Genomic DNA, 22,396 nt, shown 5'->3' with positions numbered 1-22,396 from the left:
TCCGTACCGCATCACAGTCCTTCTTCACCTCCCATCATTTTTTTCACGTTCTCCCAGGGAACGGGCTTCGAAAACAGGTACCCCTGCACTTTCCCGCACCCCGCCCCGGTGAGCCAATCAAGCTGTTCCCGGGTTTCCACACCCTCGGCGATGACCTCCAGCCTGAGTTCACCGGCCATGTTGATGATCGTCCGGAGAAGGCGCATGTCCTTCTCGGAGTCGAAAAGCCTGGCGACGAAGGATTTGTCCAGCTTCACGTAGTCGAAGGGGAGCTGGTTGATGTACTGGAGGGACGAGTAGCCGGTGCCGAAATCGTCGAGGGCAATGCTGATTCCCATTTCCTTCAGCCGGTGCAGCTTCCGGGACACCTCCCCGAGATTTTCGATCAGCAGGCTCTCGGTGACTTCCAGGGTAAAGAGAGCCGGATCGGCTCCCGTCCTGTTCAGGAAGGTCTCCAGGATCTCCTCGGTGTAGGGCATCCGGAAGAAAAGGGGAGACCCGTTGGACGAGAAGAAGGGCGGGGCGGAGGGGGTGAGCCTCCGCATCACCTCTGAGGCTCCAAGGGCGTGCTCCATCATGTTCAGGTCGATTTTCCCCACAAAACCGGTGTGCTCCGCCATGGGAATGAATTCGGACGGGGGAAGGAGTCCCCTGGCAGGGTGCATCCAGCGGGCAAGGGTTTCAAAGCCGGCGATGGAGCCGTCGGAGACGGAGTAGATGGGCTGGTAGAAGGGGATGAACTCTCCCTTCTCCAGCCCGGAGTGCATTTCGGCGCTCAGGCGGAGGATGTTCACCGTCTCGGGAACAGAGTCTTCATTGTCGCCGTACTGGTAGGAGGTGAAACCCAGGCCGGCCCTCTTGGCCTCCTTCAGGGCCTGGTGGGCGCGGTTGATCACATCCGAAGGGGAGGTGCACCGGGAAATGTCCGGAACGGCGCCGATGCTCACACTGGGGAATATGGTGTCGCTCCCCACGGGGCAGGGAACTCCCACGGACTTGTGGATACTGTCCATGAGTTTTTCGGCCTCCTCCCTGAGCCGCGGAGGAGCAGGCAGAGGGGTCAGGATGGAAAATTCGTCCCCGCCCGTGCGGTAGAGCCGGGCGTCCTCCCCTATGGTCTCCTCGAGCCTTCGGCCGATGATAAGCAGGATCCTGTCCCCGTTGACGTTCCCAACCTGCTCGTTGACGAGCTTGAACCGGTCGAGGTTGAGCGAGGCGGCACAGAGAACCTCTCCGGAACCTTCCCCGCCCTTCAGGGCCCTGTTCAGGTCCTCGATGAAGGCGGAGCGGTTCGGGAGACCGGTAAGGTCGTCGAAATAGGCCTTCCTGGCGAGGCGCTGTTCAAAGCCTTTTCTCTCGGTGAGGTCCCGCGCGAGGAGGAGGACGAGAGTCCGTTTTCCGTACCGGATCTCCTGTCTCCTGATCTCCACCGGAAGGCATGTGCCGTCCCGTCGTTCGAAGGTCGCCTCGAACATGTCGGCGCTGCTGAATATAACGCCGGTCCTGGAATCCTCCCCCGTTTCTTTCGGGTTCTCCGCAGGCTTCAGGATCGAAGAGACGTCCTTGCCTGAGAGTTCCCCCGGCTTCCCGAGAGCAAGGACGCGGTGGGCCTCCCTGTTGGCCGTGAGAATCCGGCCGTCGGGATCGCAGATGAACAGGGGGTCGGGAATCTCGGCCACGAGGTTTTCGAGAGTATCGAGGAGGGTATTGAAGGAGGACGACAGGACCGAGATTTCGTCGTCTCCCGAGACGGGCACCCGGATACCGATGCCTCCGCCGCTGACGATCCTGTCGGAAACGGAGCGAAGGCTGTCCAGCCGGCGCAGCACGAGGGAATCCATCAGGACCATGACCACCAAGAGGATGCCGCCCCCGCTCAGGAAAATCCAGAGGTAGGAGTGAAAAATCGCCCGCCGTCCCTCGGTGTAGATTTCCCTCGGTTCGGTGAGCCGTATTTCCAGGGGAGGCGCCTGGTCCAGGAATTTCTGCCAGCGCTGCCGCACCGTCGCCATGCCTGAAGAATCGGTCGTTATCTCGACACTTCCCTCTGCGGGGGCGGCCCCGGGAGCCGGAACGACTGAAAAGTCGGTTCCCAGGCTCGCCGCGATCTCGGGTATTTTTTTCTTCAGGGCCGACCCAGTGAGAAGAAAGCCCCTGGAAGGGCCCATGTGGTTTGTGAGGAGGATGGGGCTGACTCCCGCCAGGTACAGATCATCCCCGAGCAAGAGGATGTCCCTGAGGTAGCCGTCCGAAGCGGCTTTCAGAAGATCCGGCGCCAGGGCCTTCAAACCGGCGATGGTTTCCGGGGAAAGCTTTTTCTCTCCCCCCGTCTCGGTGACGGAGTAGGCCACGACCGGCGAGAGGTCCGTATCGACCACGGCGAGGATGTCGAGACCGAGAGCCCGGAGGCTCATGGGGTCGAGCATTTCCTGGAAGCGGGAGGGTTCCTTTCTCTCCATGAACAAGTACATGCTGTCCCAGGCCCCCCAGTCGAAGGCATATCTGCCGACGATGTGGAGCTCTTCGGCCAGCCTGCTGCGCACGCGGGCCATATCCTGCTCGAAAAACCGCCGCTCCACGCCTTCAAAAGCCTTCATGGCCAGAAAGTTGGAGGTGAGGCTCATCAGCAGGATCAGGAACAGAATGGTGACCAGGATGTACAGAAACACCTTTTTCCGCAAGGACATGGCGGCCTCTCAAAAGTAAATTTATCGCCAATTTAAAAGTAGTATACCTTGAAAAAGAGTGAGGGAAAGACTTTCGTCCATTTTGTTCACTGGAAAAAAGAGGAAAATGCAAAAAACCCTTTCCGGATCACCTGGGGTGTATCAGAAAAGGAGAACGGACAGGCCGAAGGAAGCGAGAAGAATGCCGGATCCCCTGCGGATCCACAGCAGAGCTGCCGGGGATATCATGGTCCCCAGCCTGTCGGCGGTTCCGCAGAGGATGAGCCACCAGGAGGCCGAGCCGGAGAACACCCCGGCCACGAGCACCCAGGGGGACAGGACCGGCCCAAGGCCGGTGAAGATGGCCGAGAAGCTCAGGATGGTCATGGGATTTGTGAGGGTGAGGAAAAAGGTGGAAAAATAGTCGCCTTTTCCCGGGGCGCTCCGGGCATGCTGCCCTTCCGCGGGAGGAGCGGAGCGGTCCAGGAGACTCCGAAGGCCGAGATACAGCAGGAAAAGCCCCCCTCCGGTACGGAGAGGCCCGTTCCATTCCAGGAGAAAGGACGACAGGGCGGCAAGCCCGAGAGCCGCGGCCAGGCCATAGAGACCGTCGGCGGTCGCCGCGCCCAGACCCGAAAGAAAACCGGAGCGGAAGCCCCCCTCGAGGGTGCGCCGGATGCAGAGGATGCCGATGGGGCCCACGGGAGCCGCGATGGAAAAGCCCAGTATGGCCCCCCGGAAGAACAGCAGGACGTCGCCGGGAACAGTCATGGCCGGTCAGGAAGAGGGGCGTCGGGACGGTCCTTGGGAGTGGACAGGACCACGGACGTCCTGCTGGCCGCCACGCCGGGGCATCCCTTCAGCCTCTCGGAGATCAGCTCCTCCAGGTGGGCTGTGCCTGAGCAGACCACCTTCAGCAGGTAGTCGGAGCTGCCCGTTACGTGGTGGCATTCCCGAATTTCCGGAAGGGATGCCGCCAGGTCAAGGAACGCTTCCCTGAAGGAAGGATGCCCGAGGGTAATCTCCACGAAGGCCGTCAGGCCGAATCCGGCGGCGGCGAGGCCGATCCGGGGGGCGTACCCCAGGATGACCCCGTTCCGCTCCAGCCTGCGGAGCCTGTCCGCCACTCCGGGGGCCGACAGGCCGCAGTCCTTCCCCAATTCGGCAAGGGTTGCCCGGCCGCTGTTCCAGAGGGCGTTCAGCAGCCTGATGTCCGTTTCGTCGAGTGTAATTTGTTTATTCGTCATAATTCGTTATTTTACTTAAAATAAAAAGGAAGTCAATGGAAATGGCTTTGTTTTATTAGGCATTCCTCCTCCTTTCGCGCGCCCGCGGCGATGGCGAGCATGTCCGACAGGAGGGCCTGCCCCGTCTCCTCCCTTCCCGCACCCGGGCCGATGATGGTCACGTCGCCGAGGGTGTCGGTGGTGAAGGTGAGGGCGTTTGTCGCACCGGTCACTCCCGCCAGCGGATGGGAAAGAGGGATCTCTTCCGGCGCCACCGACGCACGGACGGTTCCTCCGCTGCAGGAGGCCCTGGCCACCAGCTTGATCCGGTGTCCCCGGGCCAGGGCGTCCTCCACGTCCTTCTTCGTGATCCCCGCGATCCCCCGGCGGTCCACCGACGCAAGGGAAAGGGGAGATCCGAGCACCACCCCGGCAAGTATCTGGGCCTTCACGGCCGCATCCCACCCGTCCACGTCCCCGGACGGGTCGGCCTCCGCATACCCCTTCTCCATGGCTTCCCGGAGGGCCTCGCCGTATTCGAGCCCGTCCTCCATGCGGGTGAGGATGTAGTTGGTGGTGCCGTTCACTATTCCTTTGGCCTCCAGGACATCGCAGCCCGCCAGGGATTCCAGGGCAAGGTTGAGGGAGGGGGTCCCGCTCATCACCGCGCCCTCGAAGCGGTAGCTGCAGCCCCGGGCTTCCGCCAGTTTCTTCAGTTCCGGGAAGGCCAGGGAGACGGGCCCCTTGTCCGAGGTGACCACGTGCCGTCCCGCCTCCAGGGCGGCCCGGGTGAGCGACAGCCCCGGCTCTCCGTCCGAGAGGTTGGTGGGGGTCACGTCGATCACCATGTCCACTCCCGGAAGCAGCGCCGCCTCCACCGGGGAGACGGAGTCAGAGCCCAGGGGTTCTCCCCTGCCGACCCGGGCCAGCAGGTCAGCCATGCCGATCCCTTCGGGACGGACCAGGGCGCCCTTTGTCTTTCCCACCACGGCCAGGGTGCGGCAGGAAAAGCCCCACCTGGAGGCGAGTTCCTCCTCCTTTTTCACCAGCAGCCGGGCCAGCCCCTGCCCTACGTTGCCGAACCCCACGAAGCACAGCCCCCATTCTTTTTCTACGCGCATTGAAATCCCCCTTTCTTTTCGATGAATTCTGCGTGCAGGGCCCGGAGAGCGGGCTGCGCGTCCTTTTCATCCACAAAACAGCTTACGGAGAGCCCCGAAGAGGTCAGAAGGTGCGCCGGAGCGCCGAGTCGGCCGAGGACCTTCAGCATGGCCCTGCCGATCTCGGGGTGGTTTCCCGCCCCGGGCCCCACCACGGAGACCCTCGCCGCACCGGGGTTCACCGATGGAGATTTCCCCGACATCCTACGGCATATCTCCGCCGCTTCCTCCAGCCGCTCCCGGCGGATGTAAAACAAGGGACACCCCCGTTCCGCGGCGGCCAGAATATGGATGCCCCGCAGGAAAAACTCCTCCGCCACGTCACAGCCTCCGTTCCCGCATCCCTCCGCTGAAAGAAGGGCGATATTTTCGTCCGACACCACAGCACACGCCCGAAATGCCTCATCCACCGTTCTTCCCATGATCCACGTTCCCTCCCCTTCGCCGGAGCCCACCCACAGGGGCAGCTCCAGCCGTTCCGCCATCTCGATGCTCCGGGACTGCATCACCTTCGCCCCGAGGAAAGTCATTTCGAGGCATTCCTCCCAGGAGATCCGCCCGATCCTCAACGCCCCGGGGACCTTCCGGGGATCCGCCGAGAATACCCCGTCCACGTCGGTGAAAATGCGGCATGAATCCGCTCCCAGGGCTCCCGCCAGGGCGATGGCCGAAAGGTCCGACCCACCCCGCCCCAGGGTGATGGTGTCACCCGAGGCTGTAGCCGCCTGGAAGCCCGTCACCACGGCCACCCGTCCCGAAGCGCAGGCTTCCTCAACCCGCACCGGGTTCACGGACAGGATGCGGCCCTCCCCCCAGGGGCCTTCGGCAAGAAATCCCGCCTGGGCGCCGGTGAAGGAAACCGCAGGGCATCCCTGCCTTCCGAGCTCCATGGCCATAAGGGCCGCCGACTGCTGCTCCCCCGTGGCAAGAAGCTGGTCCAGCTCCCTTCTGTCCGGCGTCCCGCCCGAAGTTTCACCCGAGAGAGCGATCAGGCTGTTGGTGGTGCTTCCCATGGCGGACACCACCACGGCCACCCTGAGACCCGAGCGGAAAAAATCGGCGATCCGGCCTGCCCCGGCCCTGATCCTTTCAGGGTTCGCCACCGACGTTCCCCCGAACTTGAGCACTACGCCTTCTCCCTTGTTCCACACGGGCTTTCCCCCTTTCGCAGAATAAAAAAAGCCGGGGGCCTTCTGTACGAAGACCCCCGGCTGAAGCTGTCGGTGCACGACGGATCAGGCGCCGACCTCTCCAGGAGGGTCGCCGCTAGTCATCGTCATGGCACAGGCTGCGGGATGATGCGGAACTGCTGGTTTCATGCTCACGGCGGCGTCTCCTTTCCGGTCAGGCTGAAATTGACAAGGATGATACGCCCCGAAAGGCCCCCTGTCAACGGGAAAACTTCACATTTTTAGCAAAGCAGAGAGAAAATCAAGTGCATTTGCGGCGCCCAAATCCGCAGGCAGCGGGGAGCGTCACCGGTGCTCGCTTGGGCCGCCGGTGCAGATTGTCGTCCTTGACAACTGCACCTGAAACCGACATCCTTGTCGGTTTCTCGGTCCGGGCGCTGTGCCCAGCGACACTCCCTCTGCTAGCAAAAGCTTCGGATTTGGGCGGCGGAAGCCGGGGAGACAGTCTTTCTGCCCGGGACTGCGGCAAAAAAAGAGGGGGCGGATCCTGCCGCCCCCGGAAGCGCTTTCTAACAGCCCTCAGAGTGTTTTCTTGATGAATTTCCCGTCCTGGACGATGGCCAGGATCTTCTCCCTGTTCTGGAAAATTCTGACGTCCTTCAGGGGGTCTCCGTCCACGAGAATGAAGTCGGCGCATTTGCCCGCCTCGATGGTCCCCACCCGGTCGGACAGTCCCATAAGTTCCGCGTTGTCCCGGGTGGTGCAGAGGATGGCCTTCATGGGGCCCATGACCCGGGCCTTCAGTTCGATCTCGAGGGCCTTGAAGGGCTGTCCCGAGCCCACCATGTCGGAACCCGAGCCGATCTTCAGTCCCTCCTCGAAGGCGATGGCAAGGGCGTTTTCCGAGTGCTTCTGCACTTCCTTCATCTTCCTGAGGAAGTAGGAGGGGATGCCGAACTCCTCCCCCCGTGCGGCCATGATCTCGTAGGTGGCCATGGTGGGCACAAGCCAGCATCCGTGTTCCCTGAGAATCCGGGCCGTCTCCCTGTCGAGGTAGTTGCCGTGCTCGATGCTGTGAACTCCCGCCTCGGCGCACATCTTCATGCTCCGGGTGGAGTAGTTGTGGGTGAGCACCGTTTTGCCCGCGGCCTTCGCTTCATAGACGATGGCTGCCAGCTCCTCGGGAGAGTACTGGACCGTGTCGGGCTCGTCGGCGGCGCTGGCGCAGCCCCCTCCGGCCATGACCTTGATGTAGTCGGCCCCCAGGCGGAGCTGTTCCCGGGCGGCCTTCCTCACCTCGTCCACGCCGTCGGCGATGACGCCCAGCATTCCCACAGTGACGGGAGGAGCTATCTCGGTGGGAAGGCGGGGATCCGCATGGCCGCCGGTCATGGAGATGGCCCGGCCGCATACCTGCATTTTCGGGGCGGTGATGAGCCCCTGCTTCTGGGCCTCCCGGAAGCCGGCATCGATGCCCCCGGCGTCACGGACGGTGGTGAAGCCCTGCATGAGCGTATCCTCGAGAATTTTTGCCGCCCTGAAGCACGCCGTCGAGGGAAGGATTTTCCGATGAAGCTCCCCCAGGTCGTTGGTGAAGAGCGAGGCGTGCATGTGCCCGTCGATGAGGCCCGGCATCAGGGTTTTTCCCCCGCAGTCCGTCTTTTCCGCTCCGGCGATGTGCGGGGCGGAGCCAGTCCCGACTTCCCGAATGACACCGTCCTCCGCAACGACCCACGCAGGAAAAACCGGGTCGCTTCCCGTACAGTCAAGAAGCGTCGCGTTGGTAAAAAGAATGAGGCTCATTGCTTTTTCCTCCTTATGGTTACTTTTTCCCGTTCTTCCTGAAAATGATCAGCGCCAGTATGGCAAGGGGAGCCGCAATGAGCACCGGCGGATAGGTTTTCGCCACGGCCCAGCCCGCGGTTTTCGCGGTTTCCCATGCGATGGTGACGGCTCCGCCGGTGAAGATGGAGACGACCCCTCCCAGGGGGGTGATCCTCTCGGGGAACATGACCGCAGCGAGAAGGGCCGGCGTAATGGCGGCGCCGTACATGGTGTAGGTGTACTGCTGGAGGATGAGGAGTTCAGGGTAATACTGGATGACCACGTAGGCCAGTATGCCCAGGCCCAGCACGCTGGCCCTGGAGACGAAGAGCTTCTTCTCCGTGGGCGCATCCGGATTGACGAAGCGGGCGTAGACGTCCCAGCTCATGTTCACTCCCACGGAGAGAAGGAACGAGTTCGCCGTGGTCACGATGAAGGCCGTGATGGCCGCCACGCAGATGCCCCCGATGATGGTGGGCATCCCGTGGGTCGCCAGGTGGACGAAGGACTGGGCCGCGTTGATGTTCGGATAGAGGGCCCGGGCGGCGATGGCGGCGGCGGCCACGAAGAAGTAGGTGGCCGTGCATCCGATCATCCAGCCGATGCCGCTCTGCATGGCCGTTTTTTCATCCTTCGCCGCGAAGAAGCGCTGGTACATGTTCTGGTCGCCCATCACGTAGAAGAACACCGGGAAGAAGAAACCGAGAAGCTGGGGGAAGGAAATGGAGCCGAATCCGAGATGTCCCGGAGGGATGTTCGCCGCCACCCAGCTCCAGCCCCCGGCCATGGAGATCGCCATGGGCACGCCGATGAAGAGGCCGGCCATCATCATGCAGCAGCTCAGAAAGTCGGTGTAGGCCACCGAGTAGAGGCCTCCGAAAAGGGCGGTCACCACGATGACGCCGAAGGCGATGAGGGTCCCGATGTTCTCGGGAACGCCGAGTATGGAGTTCAGGATGAGACCCACGCCCTTGTACTGGTAGGCGACGATCCCGATGTAGGCGAGCATGATGATGACTGTGGCGAGGACGCGGGCAAGGCTGCCGTAGACCTTCTCGATAACTTCAGGTACCGTCTGGGCGTTCATCCGCCGGATCTTCTTCGCGACGAAGGAGAGGACGAACTGGCCCACCGGGGACCCCATGGAAAAGGCGATGGCGGCCATGAGGCCGTACTGGTATCCGCTTGCGGCGGGTCCGCCGAGGACCGTTCCCGCTCCCATCCAGGTAGCCATGAGGGTTCCGATGAGGATGGGAGTCGGAAGGGACCGCCCCGCCACGGAATAGTCCTCCTGGGTTTTGACCTTTTTCCCGTAATAAATTCCGACGACTGTGATGACCAGCAGATAGGCTATGACGCAGTAAAAAGCGAACGTTACCTGCACGTGCTTCACCTCCCGGCGTGTTGTCCGAAACAGTTCCCGTGAGAATCACAACATGGTTCCGCAGGTGGTGCCAGGCTTTTCTTCGTCGTATCGCCCTCCCGTCCGGTCATCTGATGAACAGATCGCTGTCAGGATATGACGGAAGGCATCATATAAAATCGATTTGATTCTGTCAATTCTGATCATTGTAAAAGGAAAGAAAGGATTTACAGGCCGGAAGCAGGGAAGGGGAAAAAAGAGGGGGCGGACTCTGCCGCCCCCCCGAATAGCCGTCGGTTTCTAGAGTCTGTGGGCTCCCGCCGCCACGAAGGACAGTCCCGCCTTCGTCAGGGCGGCCGCCGTGTCGTTCACCGCCTTGTGCTTCAGCAGGTAATTCCGGGTCAGGGCGTCCATCTCCCCGGACGACTCGATCTCCTTCTTCTCCCGGAAGTAGTCGAGGATATCCGACGGATGGGCGAGGGTCTGCTCGTCCTCCGGGTTGCCTCCCTCGTGTTTCGCCGAAATGTTGGGTACCGTCTTCACCAGCTCCAGAAGTCCGTCACGGCGGTTGTAGGGTTGGCGGACGATGCTCTTCCAGGTCTCCGTAATATGGTGTTCGATCCGCACCTGGTCCTCCAGGCCGAGGGATCTGCGGATCTCCGCGGATTTCGCCAGATGGGCGTCGTCGATGGAGTTGGACAGGTTGAAGCCCGCCAGGGGGGTGCTTCCGTCCTCCCGGGCGAACATCCGGGCTGCCAGCAGGGTCCAGAGCACGGCGTAGGGGTTGTCGTTCCCCATGAAGACGGAGATCTTGAACCGGATGTCCACGCCCATGCGGTAGAGCAGGTAGCCCAGGAACACCGTTCCGGGGTTGATGTTGAGCACCTCGTCCACGCCGTAGTTCACGTAGTAGTACAGGGCTTCTTCCACCCACCGGAGAGGATGGCTGTTGGGCTGGCCGATGCCGCCGAAGTAGCCTGTGATGGTCTCGGGCCCGCCGAGGTGGATGTTCGACCCGTCCACGCCCTTCGTATCCAGGGTTTCCACGCAGGAGGCGCCAAGAATTTTCGTGGCGGCACGCACGGCGGGAAGGTCGCCTCCGTCCGCTTCCTGCTCCTTCATCTTCCGTACCCGGATGAACCTGCCGGGGAGCACCTCCCCCTTTTCCACGCACTGCCGCACCTCGGCGAGAAGCCACGGGAAATACTGCATGGCGCTGATCTCCAGGGTCGCCGCCCTGGAATGGTCGTAGTCCCACGAAGGCCGGCCGGGATTGACCCGTGCCCGGTAGTCCGACAGGGAGACCAGCTTCCCCTCGTCACGGATCTCCGCGAGCCATTCGAGGTCCTTCACGTAGGGCGAGTTCATCCGCTCCAGCTTTTTGACCAGGCTTTCCACCTTTCCCGATTCCCGGGCCCGTTCGTTGATTTCGCTCACCGAGCCGTATTTGGCCACGACTCTTTTCAGGTCGCCGATTGCCCCGTTCCCCGGGTCGGAAAGAAAGGCATTCAGCTGCCGGACGGTATCTTCGCCGATCTGGAATCCGAAATTCTGCATGGAAAATCCCTCCCTGTCGTTTTTTCAGTCATAAAAAAGCCGGGGACCTTCGATGTTCCGAAGCCCCCCGGCTGAAGCTCAAAGGCACGCAAAATCAGGCGCCTGCGGCTCCAGGAGGGTCGCTGCGCATCATTATGACGAAAAGAGCGTTGAACACTGCGGCGTTAAAGTGCGATGTCATGGGCGGATCCCCCTGCTTCGGCGTAATATTGTATAAAATTATGGTAACGGAGCGCTCCGTTTCTGTCAACCGGAAATCCGAGAATGGCAGTAGACATTCATAACAGAAGGTTGACGAAATGTTCGGATTCTTGGTGTTATACTTGATAGAATTTGATATTATCGGGTGGACGAGTCAATATGTGAGAGACAGGTGGCTGACCCGAAAAAGAAAAAAAAGACTGAGTGACGTCTTCTTCCGGAATGCCCGGCGGTGGAGTAATTGCGGTGTCCTTGAGCTTTCCAGCGTCCCTGCAGCCTGGAAAAACAGCCGAGTGGAAATGGGGAAAAATGACCACAGAAGCCGATGCCCGAATATTGATTGACAGGCTGCTTGAGCAGGCAGGCTGGGATATTGCAGACAAGGCACAGGTTTCCACGGAAGAGGCCGCCGCCGATGGGCGTGCCGACTATCTTCTGAAGGATACCCGGAGCCGTCCCCTCGCCGTCCTCGAAGCCAAGCGATTTACCGTCGATCCCTACTCGGCCAAGGAGCAGGCCAGGACTTATGCACTGTCGCTCCGGGCGCCCTTCGTGATGCTGAGCAACGGCCAGGAGCACTATTTCTGGGACTACACCGACGGTGACGCCCGCCCGGTAATGGGGTTCCCAAGCCGGGCAGACCTGGAGCGGCGGGCGAACATCCGGATTCACCGCAAGGGGGATCTCGGGCAGAGTCTTTCGCTGCATCCGATGCCCTACCGGTTCCATTTCCGGGGCGAGGAAATAGAGGCCCGGCCCTACCAGATCGAATGTCTTAAAAAGGCCGATGAAGCCCTGATTTCCGGCCGCCGGCGGATGCTATTCGAGATGGCCACCGGAACAGGCAAAACCCTGACCATCGCCATGCTGATGAAACGGTGGCTTCAGGCGGCGGTTATCTCCCGGGTTCTCTTCCTGGCGGACCGCATCGAGCTGGCCAAGCAGGCCCGGGAAACCTTCGACGAATACCTGGGCGGCTGGCCCACGACCATCCTGTATGGAGGCAAGCGCAGCCTGGAGGGGCAGATCGTCGTGGGTACCCTCGACACCATTTCCTCCCAGCTTGGAGGCAACGGTTTCGGCCACGGATACTTCGACCTTGTGGTGACCGACGAATGCCACCGCTCCATCTACAATACCCACCGGGCCACCTTGGGGCATTTTGACGCCGTTCATATCGGCCTCACCGCCACCCCGAACCCCGGGGAACTCTGCTTCATAAGCGATCACGAGCGCCGCCTTATCCGCAACACCTACATCTTCTTCGACTGCTGGAACGCTGCTGAAAAAACGGGGCAGCCCACCTTCGAATACGGCATCCAGAGGGGCATAAACGACGGATACCTCAGCAAATACCGGATCTACAACGCCGAAAGCGTGCTCACCTTTGAGGGTGCCGAGTGGGAGGGTGAGGAGATCAAGCCCGGCTCCTGGGGGCGGGACGTCGAGTCCGAGGACCGGCTTACCACCATCATCCAGGAGTATTTCACCGCTGACGCCGAACGGGCAAAAATCAGGCCCCGCAAGACCATCGTCTTCGCGGTTTCGGAAAAACAGGCCTCGATTCTTGAATACCTCTTCAACAGACTCCTTTCCGATGAAGACTGTCTCCGTATCGCGGCCCGGATCAACCGCTCCCCGTCCGAGGTACGCCAGAGGTTCGCCGAAAAAATCACCTGCTATACCAACAACGGCAATCCAAGGCCTGTTATCGACCGGTTCAAATACGATCCGCTCCCCCTGGTGGCCGTTTCGGTGGACATGCTCGACACCGGTTATGACCAGAAGGATATTGAAAACCTGGTCATGCTCCGGCCTACCGGATCACACATCAAATACGCCCAGATGCGGGGGCGGGGCAGCCGCCTGTGCCCGAAGATCGGCAAAGAGGAATTCATCATCTACGACTTTGTCGGCAACTCGAAGCGGTTCAACGATCCCGCCGGGGAATACCGCAAGCCGAAGCAGGTCGGTTTCGCCCCGGGATCCCGTGTTGCCGAGGGAGGTGAACCTGACAGCGGTGATCTGCCGCCGGAGGCCGCCACCCCCGGAGGTAAGAGCCGAAAAGATAATTTTACCCTCATCGGCGGAGGCTCCCTGGTTGACGAAATCCGCTCTCGGGAGATAATTCTCGTCGGACCGGAAGGGCTTGCCATGGACCGCACGGCCTACCGGGATGAGTGGGAACAGAAGGTGGTGGAACTCAGGCGGACCGATCCGGCGGTGGAAAAGATCTTCCGCGGGGAGGAACTGACCGATGATGAATGGGAAGACCTCGCCGGACGCCTCAACTCCCCCCGGCACTATTTCAACGAAGAGACCCTGCGCCGGGCTTTCGAGCAGCCCACCGGCTCCCTTTCCGACTTTGTAAGGGTAGCTCTGGGACTCGGACGTTTTCTCACCCGGGAAGAGCGCATCGAGAAGGCCTTCGATGTCTGGGTTTCGGAACACTCGAGCAGCATCAATCCCGACCAGGCCCGGATGCTTCGCCTGCTGAAGGCCCGGGTTCTGTCGGGGGATACAATATCGCTGGAACTTTTCAGTCAGCCCCCCTTCACCCTCTGGGGCGGGCGGACCAGAATGGAGCAGCTCTTCGGAGGGGAACAGCTTCAGGAAATGGTGGAGGAACTGAACTCCCTGATTGCAGGATAATACAAAGCGAGGATCGGACATGGACAACGGACAACTTCAAAACACTCTCAAGTCCCTCTGCAAAGTAATGTGGGACAGCAACGTCACCAACCCCATCACCTACGTCACCCAGATCTCCTACCTGCTCTTCCTGAAAATGCTGGAAGAAATGGACCACGAACAGAAGGAGGTCCTCAACGGGAACTATCGCACTCTCTTCGGCACCTTCCGGGAAGGCGGCGAGGATCTCGACTTCGATCCCCTGCGCTGGAGCGTGCTTACCTCCAATCCGGACAACGAGGCCATGCTCCGCATCCTCCGGGACACCCTGCCGCTGCTCTCCCGTCACCCGGAACTCTCCCAGGGAGCCCGCTCCATTTTCCGCAACGCCTCCATCGTCATACCCAACGGAGCCACCCTGCGCCGCGCAGTGGACATCATCGCACCCATCTCCTTCCTCGGCATGGATGCCGATGTGAAGGGAGACCTTTTTGAATACCTGGCCAGCGAGCTGGGAGGGCAGAAGAAGGCGGCCCAGTTCCGCACCCCCCGGCACCTGATCCGGGTCATCACCCGGATGGTCGATCCGGAGATCGGCGGCACCGTATGCGATCCTGCCTGCGGTTCCGGCGGATTCCTTATCGCCGCCTACGAACACATCCTTCTCGCCAACACCAGTCCGGAATTTGTCAGCGAAAAAGTGTCCCCCGACGGGGCGGTCCGCAGGATCGGCATCGGCGACAGGCTCACCCGGGACCAGTGGGACTTCCTCCAGACCGGAGCGTTTTTCGGCTTCGACGGCGACCAGGACATACTCCGCATGGCCGCCATGAACGCCATGCTCCACGGCTTCGACCGGTGCCCCATCGTCCAGCGCGACTCCATCTGCGGCGGAGAGGACAGGTGGGACGAGATCCGGTTCGACTACATTCTGGAAAATCCTCCCTTTTCCGGCTCGCGGGGCGACGCCAAGCGCTCTCTGCGCGTCGAGAAGGGCGACAAGTACGTTCTTTTCCTCGCCCATGCCCTGCGGAGCCTGCGCCCCGGCGGCACCGCCGGGATCATATTTCCCAACGGCATCCTCTTCGGCGACACGGGAAGCCACATCACCGTGAAGGAACGGCTTCTGAGGGAGTTCGACCTCCAGGCCGTTGTGATTCTGCCCAAGGGCATGTTCGAGCCCTACACCCCCAACCCCACCTGCTTTTTCGTCTTCAAAAACACCGGCAGGCCTACCGAAAACGTCTGGTTCTTCAAGGTGGACGGCGACGGATCGTCCCTCTCCAAGGCCCGCAAGTTCGGCATCCAGTACCGCAACGACTTTCCCGACCTTCTGGCCATGTGGCCGGACCGGAAAACCGAAGAAGGACGCGCATGGCTGGTACCGGCACGGAAGATCATCGAAAACGGGTACAACATGACCCTTTCCGGCCTGGGCCTCATGGAGGCGGAGACCGTCGAGTACGCCGAGCCTGAGGAAATCCTGGCCTCGGTCGCCGCGAAAGAGGAGCGGATTCTGGAACTGATTGCCGAGATGCAGGAGCTGCTGTCCGGAGGGAATGGGAAATGAGTAAATGGCCCCTCCGAAAGCTCGGAGACGATGAAATCTGTATTCTGAATCCCAAGAAAGCGGAAGTTGCCGGACTCGCTAACGACACACCTGTTTCTTTCGTGCCGATGGCGCGAGTTGATGAGATTTCTGGGACTATGAATGTCTCCGAATCTAAAAATTTAGGAGATGTTCGAAAAGGTTATACCTACTTTGCGGAAGGCGATGTTGTGTTTGCCAAGATAACACCCTGTATGGAAAACGGGAAGTCCGCTATTGCCCGTAATCTTATTAATGGAGTAGGTTTTGGAACCACAGAATTCCATGTCCTGCGTCCTCGAAATTTGGTAACTTCGGAATGGCTACGCCTTTTCGTGAGGGATAAAAATTTCCGCGAGCAGGCAAAGAAAAACATGCATGGTGCTGCCGGACAACAGCGAGTTCCAGTAGATTTTTTGCGGGATAGCCAAATCCCAGTTCCTCCTATCCACGAGCAGCATCGGATCGTACAACGGATCGAAGACCTGACCCGCCGAATGGAAGAAGTACGGAAGCTTAGTGCTCAACGCGAAGAAGAATTGGACATATTTCTTCACGCGTTGTATGTCCGTATGCTAGAAGGGGTTGTATGGAAGCCACTCAAAGAGGTTGCGTCGCTGTTTCGCCGCTCAATAAAGACTGAACCGGAAAAAAGTTATGAAGAAATGGGTATTCGCAGTTTTGGCAAAGGTACGTTTAAAAAACCAGTGTTAAGTGGCAAACAAATCGGCAATAAACGGATCTACGCTATTCACGAAGGTGATCTTGTTTTCAATAACGTCTTTGCTTGGGAGAAGGCAATAGCTGTAGCCAAGGCCGAAGATCATGGACGAGTGGGTTCCCACCGTTTCATTACCTATGTTCCAAAGAAAGGCCGGGCAACATCGGAATTTCTTTGCCATCATTTTCTTGGTGATCGTGGCATCGAAGACATCAGAGCTGCATCGCCTGGATCTGCTGGAAGAAACAGGACGTTAGGGTTAAACAAGTTGGCAAAAATACTTGTTCCCGTACCGGAATACAATGAGCAGAAGCGTTTTTCGGAAATCGCGAATCGTCGTCAGACAATACAACAACAAAATCTCGGATTAAAGGAAGATTTTAAGACTCTTTATTCTTCTCTGCTCGCCAAGGCCTTTCGGGGCGAGCTGTAGGCGTTCCGGAAAAGGAGAAACGGTTCCCTTATCTTGAGAACTCGGGGTGAAAAGATGTTTGATGTTCGGAAACTGCAGGAACAGGTCATTTTTGAGGCCGTGAAGGCCGCCGGGGGCGAGGAGGCGGCGGAGAAGATCGTTTTCGGAGACAGCGGGGAAGCTGTGTCCGAGGACAACGCCGCCTGGGTGAAGGGAACCATGGCCCGGCTGGAGAGGGAGTTCGACCGGGAGACGGTGAAGCGGATCCGGAGAAGCTGCCAGTGCGGGTATGGCATGGATGAGCGGATCGAGTTCGCGAAAGGCCTTGTGGCGTCTTCGTCCAGCATGGAGGAGTTTGCCGCCGGCAAAGGGGCCAAAGAGTCCGGCCTTTCCTGCGTGGACGGGGAGCTGTACCTGCAGTTCCCTTTCTGTCCCTGCCCCATGCTCGCAGATGTGGACAGGCTGGAGACGGATACCTGGTGCCAGTGCACCACGGGGTACAGCAAGGTCCTTTTCGAGTGTGCCTTCGGCTGCGAGGTGGACGTGGAGCTTCTGAAGAGCGTGAAGATGGGCGACGATGTCTGCCTGATGAAAATCACCCCCCGGGGTGAGGTCTGGAAATCCTGAGAGCCTTCACGCTTTGGCGGCCGGGAGGAGCCCGGAAGGTATTTCATGGGGCGGGCCTGATGTAAGGATGCCCGGCACGTTGTGCCGGGAAGACCGGTAGGAGAAGAACATTCGGTCTTGACAAAATAAAATTTACGTTCATAATATATTTATTGAATCAATCAATTATGATAAGAGGAAAAGTTGTCCCCCGGAACCTTCCAAACAAGAATGGAAAAAGCTGCAAATTCCTGTTCCAAATACAGTTCTGCCCCCGCGCCTTGCAACCGGTACGGAACAGGGAATCTTCATTTAAGAGGAGATGATGCCGCTCCCGCTGCAGACAACAGGGCTCCCCTGCCGAAAGGGGATGCGGAACGAAGGCGCCTCCCCCGGGGAGGATGAAAAGGGGCAGCGCCCCTTGAAGAAAGCTGAAGAAGGAGTGTGGATCGTCATGAAGAAAGTGCTTCTCGCTCTTTTCGCTCTTGTCCTGGTCTTCTCCTCCGCCGCACTTGCAGCAGATCTCGTGGGCGTGGCCATGCCCACCCAGTCCCTCCAGCGCTGGAACGAAGACGGCGCGAACATGAAGAAGATCCTCGAGGAAAAGGGATACAAGGTGGATCTTCAGTATGCCGAGAACAACGTGAGCACCCAGATTTCCCAGCTTGAAAACATGATCACCAAGGGATGCAAGGTCCTCATCATCGCCTCCATCGACGGGACCGTCCTCTCCGACGTCCTGGCCAGCGCCGCGGCGGCCAAGATCCCCGTCATCGCCTACGACCGTCTGATCCGCCAGACTCCCAACGTGGACTACTACGCCACCTTCGACAACTTCAAGGTTGGCGTCATCCAGGGAAAATTTATCGAGGAAAAGCTCGGTCTGAAGGAGGGCAAGGGGCCCTTCAACATCGAGTTCTTCGGCGGTTCCCCCGACGACAACAACGCCTATTTCTTCAACGGCGGTGCCATGAGCGTGCTGCAGCCCTACCTCGACAGCGGCAAGCTGGTGTGCCAGTCCGGCCAGACGAAGATGGAGCAGATCGCCATTCTGGGATGGAAGTCCGAGGATGCCCAGGCCCGGATGGATAACCTGATCTCCAAGTCCTACACCGACAAGAAGCTCCACGTAGTGCTTTCCCCCAACGACTCACTCGCTTACGGTGTCGCCGCTTCCCTCGACAACAACGGCTACATTCCCGGCAAGGACTGGCCTATCATCACCGGCCAGGACTGCGACAGGGCCAACGTGAAGAACATGATCGCCGGCAAGCAGTCCATGTCGGTCTTCAAGGACACCCGTGCCCTCGCCGCCAAGGTGGCGGAGATGGTGGGCGACATCATGCAGGGAAAGGCCCCCGAAGTGAACGACACCAAGACCTACGACAACGGCGTGAAAGTTGTTCCCTCCTACCTGCTCGAACCGGTCTTCGCCGACGTGAACAATTACAAAGCCCTGCTTCTCGATTCCGGTTACTACAAGGAAGAAGAGCTGAAGTAGCACTTTCTTTCCGCAGGGGGGCGGTCCGTTCCGCCCCCCGAAAACACCGGAGACGGGGGCTGACCTTATGGCGAAAGAACTCCTGCTGATGCGGAACATCACCAAGACCTTCCCCGGCGTGCGCGCCCTGAAGGATGTCTGCCTCGACGTGGAGGAGGGGGAGATCCACGCCATCGTCGGCGAGAACGGCGCGGGCAAATCCACCCTGATGAACATCCTCTCCGGAGTCTACCCTTCCGGAGAATACGAAGGGGAAATCCTCTTCGACGGCGAACCCTGCGCCTTCCGGTCCATCCGGGACAGCGAGGAAAAGGGAATCGTCATCATCCACCAGGAGCTTGCCCTGGTGCCGTACCTTTCCATAGCGGAAAACGTCTTCCTCGGAAACGAGCGGGCCCGACGGGGCGTGGTGGACTGGGACGAGACCTACACCCTCACCGCCGGACTTCTTGAAAAGGTTCACCTGAACGAAAAACCGTCGGTCCTGACGAAGGACCTCGGGGTGGGCAAGCAGCAGCTCGTGGAGATAGCCAAGGCTCTCTCCAAGGATGTCCGGCTGCTCATCCTCGACGAACCCACGGCCGCCCTGAACGACGAGGACAGCAGCCGTCTCCTGACGCTGCTCCTGGACCTCAAGGCCGGGGGGATCACCTCCATCATCATTTCCCACAAGCTGAACGAAGTTGAAAAGATCGCCGACCGGATCACCGTGCTTCGGGACGGCGCCGTCATAGAGACCCTGGACAACGGGGAGCGTACCATCCGGGAGGACCGGATCATCAAGGGAATGGTGGGCCGGGAGATCGTGGACCGATTCCCCAAACGGGAGACCCGCCCGTCGGACGAGGTTGCCCTTGCGGTGGAGAACTGGACCGTCCGGGATCCCCTCCGCCCCGACTGCCTGAAGATAAAGAACGTGAGCTTCTCCGTGCGACGGGGCGAGGTGGTGGGTCTCGTGGGCCTCATGGGAGCGGGGCGGACGGAACTGGCCATGAGCATCTTCGGCCGGTCCTACGGCATGGACATTTCGGGACGGATCCTCCTGGGAGGAGAGCCTGCGGAGCTTCCGTCGCCGAAGGAGGCCATCGGCCGGGGCATGGCCTATCTCACCGAGGACCGGAAGTCCTCGGGGCTGATCCTGATCGACGACATCTGCCGCAATATCTCCCTGGCAAGCCTGTCCCGCCTCTGCGGGCGGAAGGGCGTCATCGACTGCAACCGGGAGGTGACGGCGGCGGAGGGCCTCCGGAAGCGGCTGGGGATCAAGACGCCCAGCATCTTCCAGAAGACGGGAAACCTGTCCGGAGGAAACCAGCAGAAGACGGTGCTTGCCCGGTGGATCCTGGCCGATCCCGACGTGCTGCTTCTCGACGAGCCCACCCGGGGCATCGACGTGGGGGCGAAGTACGAGATCTACTGTATCATCAACGAGCTGGCCGCGGCCGGCAAGGCCGTGGTGCTCATCTCGTCCGAGATGCCGGAGGTGCTGGGGATGAGCGACCGGATTTACGTGATGAACGAGGGACGGATCGTGGGCGAGCTGTCCCGGGAAGAGGCCTCCCAGGAGGCCATCATGAAGTGCATCATGCAGAGCAATCGGGAGGTGGCCTGATGGAGAAGATGAAAGAGATGTTCATGGCGAACATCCGCCAGTACGCCATGATGGTGGCGCTCATCTTCATCGTTATCCTTTTCCAGTACCTGACTGAGGGCGTGCTGCTCCGGCCCCTGAACATCACCAACATCATCCAGCAGAACAGCTATATTCTCATCCTCGCCATCGGCATGCTCCTGTGCATCCTCACGGGAAACATCGACCTCTCGGTGGGCTCCGTGGCGGCCTTCATCGGCGCCGTGGCCGCCACCATGATGGTCACCTGGAAGTGGCCGGTGCTGCCGTCAGTGCTCATTGCCCTGCTCCTGGGCGTGGCCATAGGGTGCTGGCAGGGGTACTGGATCGCCTACTTCCGCATCCCGGCCTTTATCGTCACCCTGGCCGGAATGCTCTGCTTCCGGGGGCTGACGCTGGTCATGCTGAGGGGCCAGACCATCGCCCCCATGCCCCAGTCGTTTCAGAAGTCCATTTCCACCTTCATTCCCGACATCCTCGGGGGTACGGACCTGAACTACACGGCCCTCGCCGTCGTGGCGGCGGCCATCCTGGCCTTCGCCTTCGCCGACCTGAGGAGCAGGCGGAAAAAGGTGGCCTGCGGCTTCGACGTGCTTTCCTTCCCCTTGTGGGCGCTGAAGATCCTCTCCATGGGAGCGGTTCTCATGGCGTTTTCGTGGCAGCTCGCACGGCACCGGGGCCTTCCGGTGGTGCTGGTGCTCCTGGGCTCCCTGGTGCTGATCTATTCCTTCATCACGGGAAAGACGGTCTTCGGACGGCACGTTTACGCCTTCGGCGGGAACGAAAAGGCGGCGAAGCTCTCCGGCATCGACACGAACCGGGTGTTTTTCCTCGTCTATGCCAATATGGGACTCCTGGCGGCGGTGGCGGGGCTGGTTTTCATGGGCAGGCTGAACGCTGCGTCCCCCATGGCGGGCACCAACTTCGAGCTTGACGCCATCGGCGCATGCTACATCGGAGGCGCCTCGGCGTCGGGGGGCATCGGAACCGTGGCCGGGGCCATCATCGGCGGGCTCATCATGGGCATCCTGAACAACGGCATGTCCATCGTGGGCGTCTCCATCGACTGGCAGCAGGTGGTCAAGGGGCTGGTGCTTCTCGGGGCGGTGGCCTTCGATGTCTATACGAAGCGACGTACTGCACGGTAGCGCGGCATGCGTGGCCTCCGGCTTTTTCGGGAACACCGCGGGCGGGGAGAGGGTGTTTCTCCACACCCTGGCCAACGGCGGCATTACGGTGCGGTGTCTCGATTTCGGCGGGGCGGTCCATTCCATCGAGATCCCGGACAGGTCGGGCCGGGCGGAAAATGTGGTCCTGGGGTTTGACGGCCTGAAGGATTACGAGCATGATCGCTCCTGGTGCGGCGTCCTCTGCGGCCCCGTGGCCGGGCGCGTCGCCGGGGCGTCGGTGCCGCTCGGGGAAAAGGTGCTGTCCCTGGAGGCCAACGAGGGAACCACGTGCCTCCACAGCGGTTCCGCAGGCTTTTCCAAAAGTGTCTGGAAGGGCATGACCTTCTGCGACGGCCGTATTGCCGGCGTGCGCTTTTCCCTGTCCACCCTCCCCGGGGAGTGGGGGTTTCCCGGGGTGCTATCGGTGAAGGCAGTCTACACCCTGGACGGCGGGGGAAGGCTTTCCCTGGAATGGGAGGCGTGGTCGTCGGAGGATACCCTCTTCGCTCCCACCTTTCACGGCTACTTCAACCTCGGCGGTCCGGTTTCCGTTTCGGTGGAGGATCACCGCCTGCTTCTCCGGGCCGGGCGGTACATGCCCCTGGACGGGCACTCCCTTCCCCGGCTCCCGGAGCCGGTGGGAGGAACGCCCTTTGATTTCCGCTCCCCCAGGGCGCCTCTTCCCGCCGAAAAGTTCGACCATCCCTTTCTCCCTGACGAAGGCCGGGGGGCAGATGTTCCCTGCGCCGTCCTCGACCACCTGCCGAGCGGGCGGCGGATGGAGCTTTTCACCGACCAGCCGGCAGTAGTGTTCTACGGGGGAAGGTCCCTTTCCCCGGACCAGGTTTTTTCGGGGGGACGGCAGGGCAGGCCCGGACTGGCCCTCGCCCTGGAACCCCAGTGGTATCCCAACGCCGCCGCCCTGCCGGGTCTTCCTCTCCCTGTACTGCGGAAGGGAGAACGATATACCGCCCGGTCGGAGTGGCGTTTTTCCCTTCTTCCCGAATAGCC

General features: G+C 60.5%; 16 protein-coding genes. 8 read left to right on the top strand and 8 right to left on the bottom strand.

Going from position 1 to position 22,396, the window contains the following annotated elements; translation table 11 throughout:
* Positions 1 to 11: 11 nt before the first annotated feature.
* The 8 genes from C8D99_RS03895 to C8D99_RS03860 form a co-directional block, all read right to left on the bottom strand.
* Entirely contained in the window at positions 12 to 2,687 is a 2,676-nt protein-coding gene (locus C8D99_RS03895) for a bifunctional diguanylate cyclase/phosphodiesterase (RefSeq protein ID WP_133956578.1), read from the bottom strand.
* A 141-nt stretch (positions 2,688 to 2,828) separates the two neighbouring features.
* Positions 2,829 to 3,437 carry a LysE family translocator gene (locus C8D99_RS03890; RefSeq protein WP_133956576.1) on the bottom strand — a complete coding sequence of 203 codons (609 nt, stop codon included), beginning with the start codon at positions 3,435 to 3,437 and terminating at the stop codon, positions 2,829 to 2,831.
* Positions 3,434 to 3,913 (bottom strand): Lrp/AsnC family transcriptional regulator, encoded by a 480-nt coding sequence (locus C8D99_RS03885; protein WP_133956574.1) that lies wholly within the window; start codon positions 3,911 to 3,913, stop codon positions 3,434 to 3,436. Before C8D99_RS03885 ends, C8D99_RS03890 begins: the two co-directional genes overlap by 4 nt.
* A 32-nt stretch (positions 3,914 to 3,945) precedes the next feature.
* A complete protein-coding gene (locus tag C8D99_RS03880; protein WP_133956572.1) occupies positions 3,946 to 5,013 on the bottom strand; it encodes a homoserine dehydrogenase in 1,068 nt (355 codons plus the stop codon).
* Positions 5,004 to 6,203 carry an aspartate kinase gene (locus C8D99_RS03875; RefSeq protein ID WP_133956570.1) on the bottom strand — a complete coding sequence of 400 codons (1,200 nt, stop codon included), beginning with the start codon at positions 6,201 to 6,203 and terminating at the stop codon, positions 5,004 to 5,006. Before C8D99_RS03875 ends, C8D99_RS03880 begins: the two co-directional genes overlap by 10 nt.
* A 558-nt stretch (positions 6,204 to 6,761) precedes the next feature.
* On the bottom strand, positions 6,762 to 7,985 hold the full coding sequence (locus tag C8D99_RS03870) for a metal-dependent hydrolase family protein (RefSeq protein WP_133956568.1): 1,224 nt from the start codon (positions 7,983 to 7,985) through the stop codon (positions 6,762 to 6,764).
* Between the two features lie 19 nt (positions 7,986 to 8,004).
* Positions 8,005 to 9,390 carry a sodium:solute symporter family protein gene (locus C8D99_RS03865; protein ID WP_166669992.1) on the bottom strand — a complete coding sequence of 462 codons (1,386 nt, stop codon included), beginning with the start codon at positions 9,388 to 9,390 and terminating at the stop codon, positions 8,005 to 8,007.
* 279 nt (positions 9,391 to 9,669) lie between these two features.
* Positions 9,670 to 10,926 carry a hypothetical protein gene (locus tag C8D99_RS03860; RefSeq protein ID WP_133956564.1) on the bottom strand — a complete coding sequence of 419 codons (1,257 nt, stop codon included), beginning with the start codon at positions 10,924 to 10,926 and terminating at the stop codon, positions 9,670 to 9,672.
* 510 nt (positions 10,927 to 11,436) lie between these two features.
* Between C8D99_RS03860 and C8D99_RS03855 the strand changes: the two genes are divergently transcribed.
* The 8 genes from C8D99_RS03855 to C8D99_RS03820 all read left to right on the top strand — a co-directional run bounded on the left by C8D99_RS03855 (position 11,437) and on the right by C8D99_RS03820 (position 22,394).
* On the top strand, positions 11,437 to 13,779 hold the full coding sequence (locus C8D99_RS03855) for a type I restriction endonuclease subunit R (RefSeq protein ID WP_166669991.1): 2,343 nt from the start codon (positions 11,437 to 11,439) through the stop codon (positions 13,777 to 13,779).
* Positions 13,780 to 13,798: 19 nt separating this feature from the next.
* Positions 13,799 to 15,328, top strand: a complete 1,530-nt coding sequence (locus C8D99_RS03850) for a type I restriction-modification system subunit M (RefSeq protein ID WP_133956560.1) — start codon at positions 13,799 to 13,801, stop codon at positions 15,326 to 15,328.
* Positions 15,325 to 16,500: a restriction endonuclease subunit S gene (locus C8D99_RS03845; RefSeq protein WP_133956558.1), complete on the top strand. Its 1,176-nt coding sequence runs from the start codon at positions 15,325 to 15,327 to the stop codon at positions 16,498 to 16,500. Before C8D99_RS03850 ends, C8D99_RS03845 begins: the two co-directional genes overlap by 4 nt.
* A 54-nt stretch (positions 16,501 to 16,554) precedes the next feature.
* On the top strand, positions 16,555 to 17,106 hold the full coding sequence (locus C8D99_RS03840) for a DUF6144 family protein (RefSeq protein ID WP_133956556.1): 552 nt from the start codon (positions 16,555 to 16,557) through the stop codon (positions 17,104 to 17,106).
* Between the two features lie 400 nt (positions 17,107 to 17,506).
* On the top strand, positions 17,507 to 18,586 hold the full coding sequence (gene chvE, locus C8D99_RS03835; protein ID WP_274542662.1) for a multiple monosaccharide ABC transporter substrate-binding protein: 1,080 nt from the start codon (positions 17,507 to 17,509) through the stop codon (positions 18,584 to 18,586).
* A gap of 67 nt (positions 18,587 to 18,653) precedes the next feature.
* Complete coding sequence (gene mmsA, locus C8D99_RS03830) at positions 18,654 to 20,198, top strand: multiple monosaccharide ABC transporter ATP-binding protein (protein ID WP_133956554.1); 1,545 nt, start codon at positions 18,654 to 18,656, stop codon at positions 20,196 to 20,198.
* On the top strand, positions 20,198 to 21,364 hold the full coding sequence (gene mmsB / locus C8D99_RS03825) for a multiple monosaccharide ABC transporter permease (RefSeq protein WP_133956552.1): 1,167 nt from the start codon (positions 20,198 to 20,200) through the stop codon (positions 21,362 to 21,364). The genes mmsA and mmsB overlap by 1 nt, the downstream gene beginning before the upstream one ends.
* Positions 21,333 to 22,394 carry an aldose epimerase family protein gene (locus C8D99_RS03820; protein WP_133956550.1) on the top strand — a complete coding sequence of 354 codons (1,062 nt, stop codon included), beginning with the start codon at positions 21,333 to 21,335 and terminating at the stop codon, positions 22,392 to 22,394. The genes mmsB and C8D99_RS03820 overlap by 32 nt, the downstream gene beginning before the upstream one ends.
* Positions 22,395 to 22,396: the final 2 nt, after the last annotated feature.

This window comes from Aminivibrio pyruvatiphilus, from assembly GCF_004366815.1.
In the GTDB taxonomy this organism is placed as follows: domain Bacteria; phylum Synergistota; class Synergistia; order Synergistales; family Aminobacteriaceae; genus Aminivibrio; species Aminivibrio pyruvatiphilus.
The sequence above is the reverse complement of the archived record's forward strand: the minus strand, read 5'-3'. Positions and strand labels throughout refer to the sequence as shown.

Coding starts and splice junctions, on each gene's coding strand:
- C8D99_RS03880 (WP_133956572.1), bottom strand. CDS start 5,013: ATGCGCGTAGAAAAAGAATGGGGGCTGTGCTTCGTGGGGTTCGGCAAC.
- C8D99_RS03850 (WP_133956560.1), top strand. CDS start 13,799: ATGGACAACGGACAACTTCAAAACACTCTCAAGTCCCTCTGCAAAGTA.
- C8D99_RS03845 (WP_133956558.1), top strand. CDS start 15,325: ATGAGTAAATGGCCCCTCCGAAAGCTCGGAGACGATGAAATCTGTATT.
- C8D99_RS03840 (WP_133956556.1), top strand. CDS start 16,555: ATGTTTGATGTTCGGAAACTGCAGGAACAGGTCATTTTTGAGGCCGTG.
- mmsB (WP_133956552.1), top strand. CDS start 20,198: ATGGAGAAGATGAAAGAGATGTTCATGGCGAACATCCGCCAGTACGCC.
- C8D99_RS03870 (WP_133956568.1), bottom strand. CDS start 7,985: ATGAGCCTCATTCTTTTTACCAACGCGACGCTTCTTGACTGTACGGGA.
- C8D99_RS03860 (WP_133956564.1), bottom strand. CDS start 10,926: ATGCAGAATTTCGGATTCCAGATCGGCGAAGATACCGTCCGGCAGCTG.
- C8D99_RS03855 (WP_166669991.1), top strand. CDS start 11,437: ATGACCACAGAAGCCGATGCCCGAATATTGATTGACAGGCTGCTTGAG.
- mmsA (WP_133956554.1), top strand. CDS start 18,654: ATGGCGAAAGAACTCCTGCTGATGCGGAACATCACCAAGACCTTCCCC.
- C8D99_RS03890 (WP_133956576.1), bottom strand. CDS start 3,437: ATGACTGTTCCCGGCGACGTCCTGCTGTTCTTCCGGGGGGCCATACTG.
- C8D99_RS03885 (WP_133956574.1), bottom strand. CDS start 3,913: ATGACGAATAAACAAATTACACTCGACGAAACGGACATCAGGCTGCTG.
- C8D99_RS03820 (WP_133956550.1), top strand. CDS start 21,333: ATGTCTATACGAAGCGACGTACTGCACGGTAGCGCGGCATGCGTGGCC.
- C8D99_RS03895 (WP_133956578.1), bottom strand. CDS start 2,687: ATGTCCTTGCGGAAAAAGGTGTTTCTGTACATCCTGGTCACCATTCTG.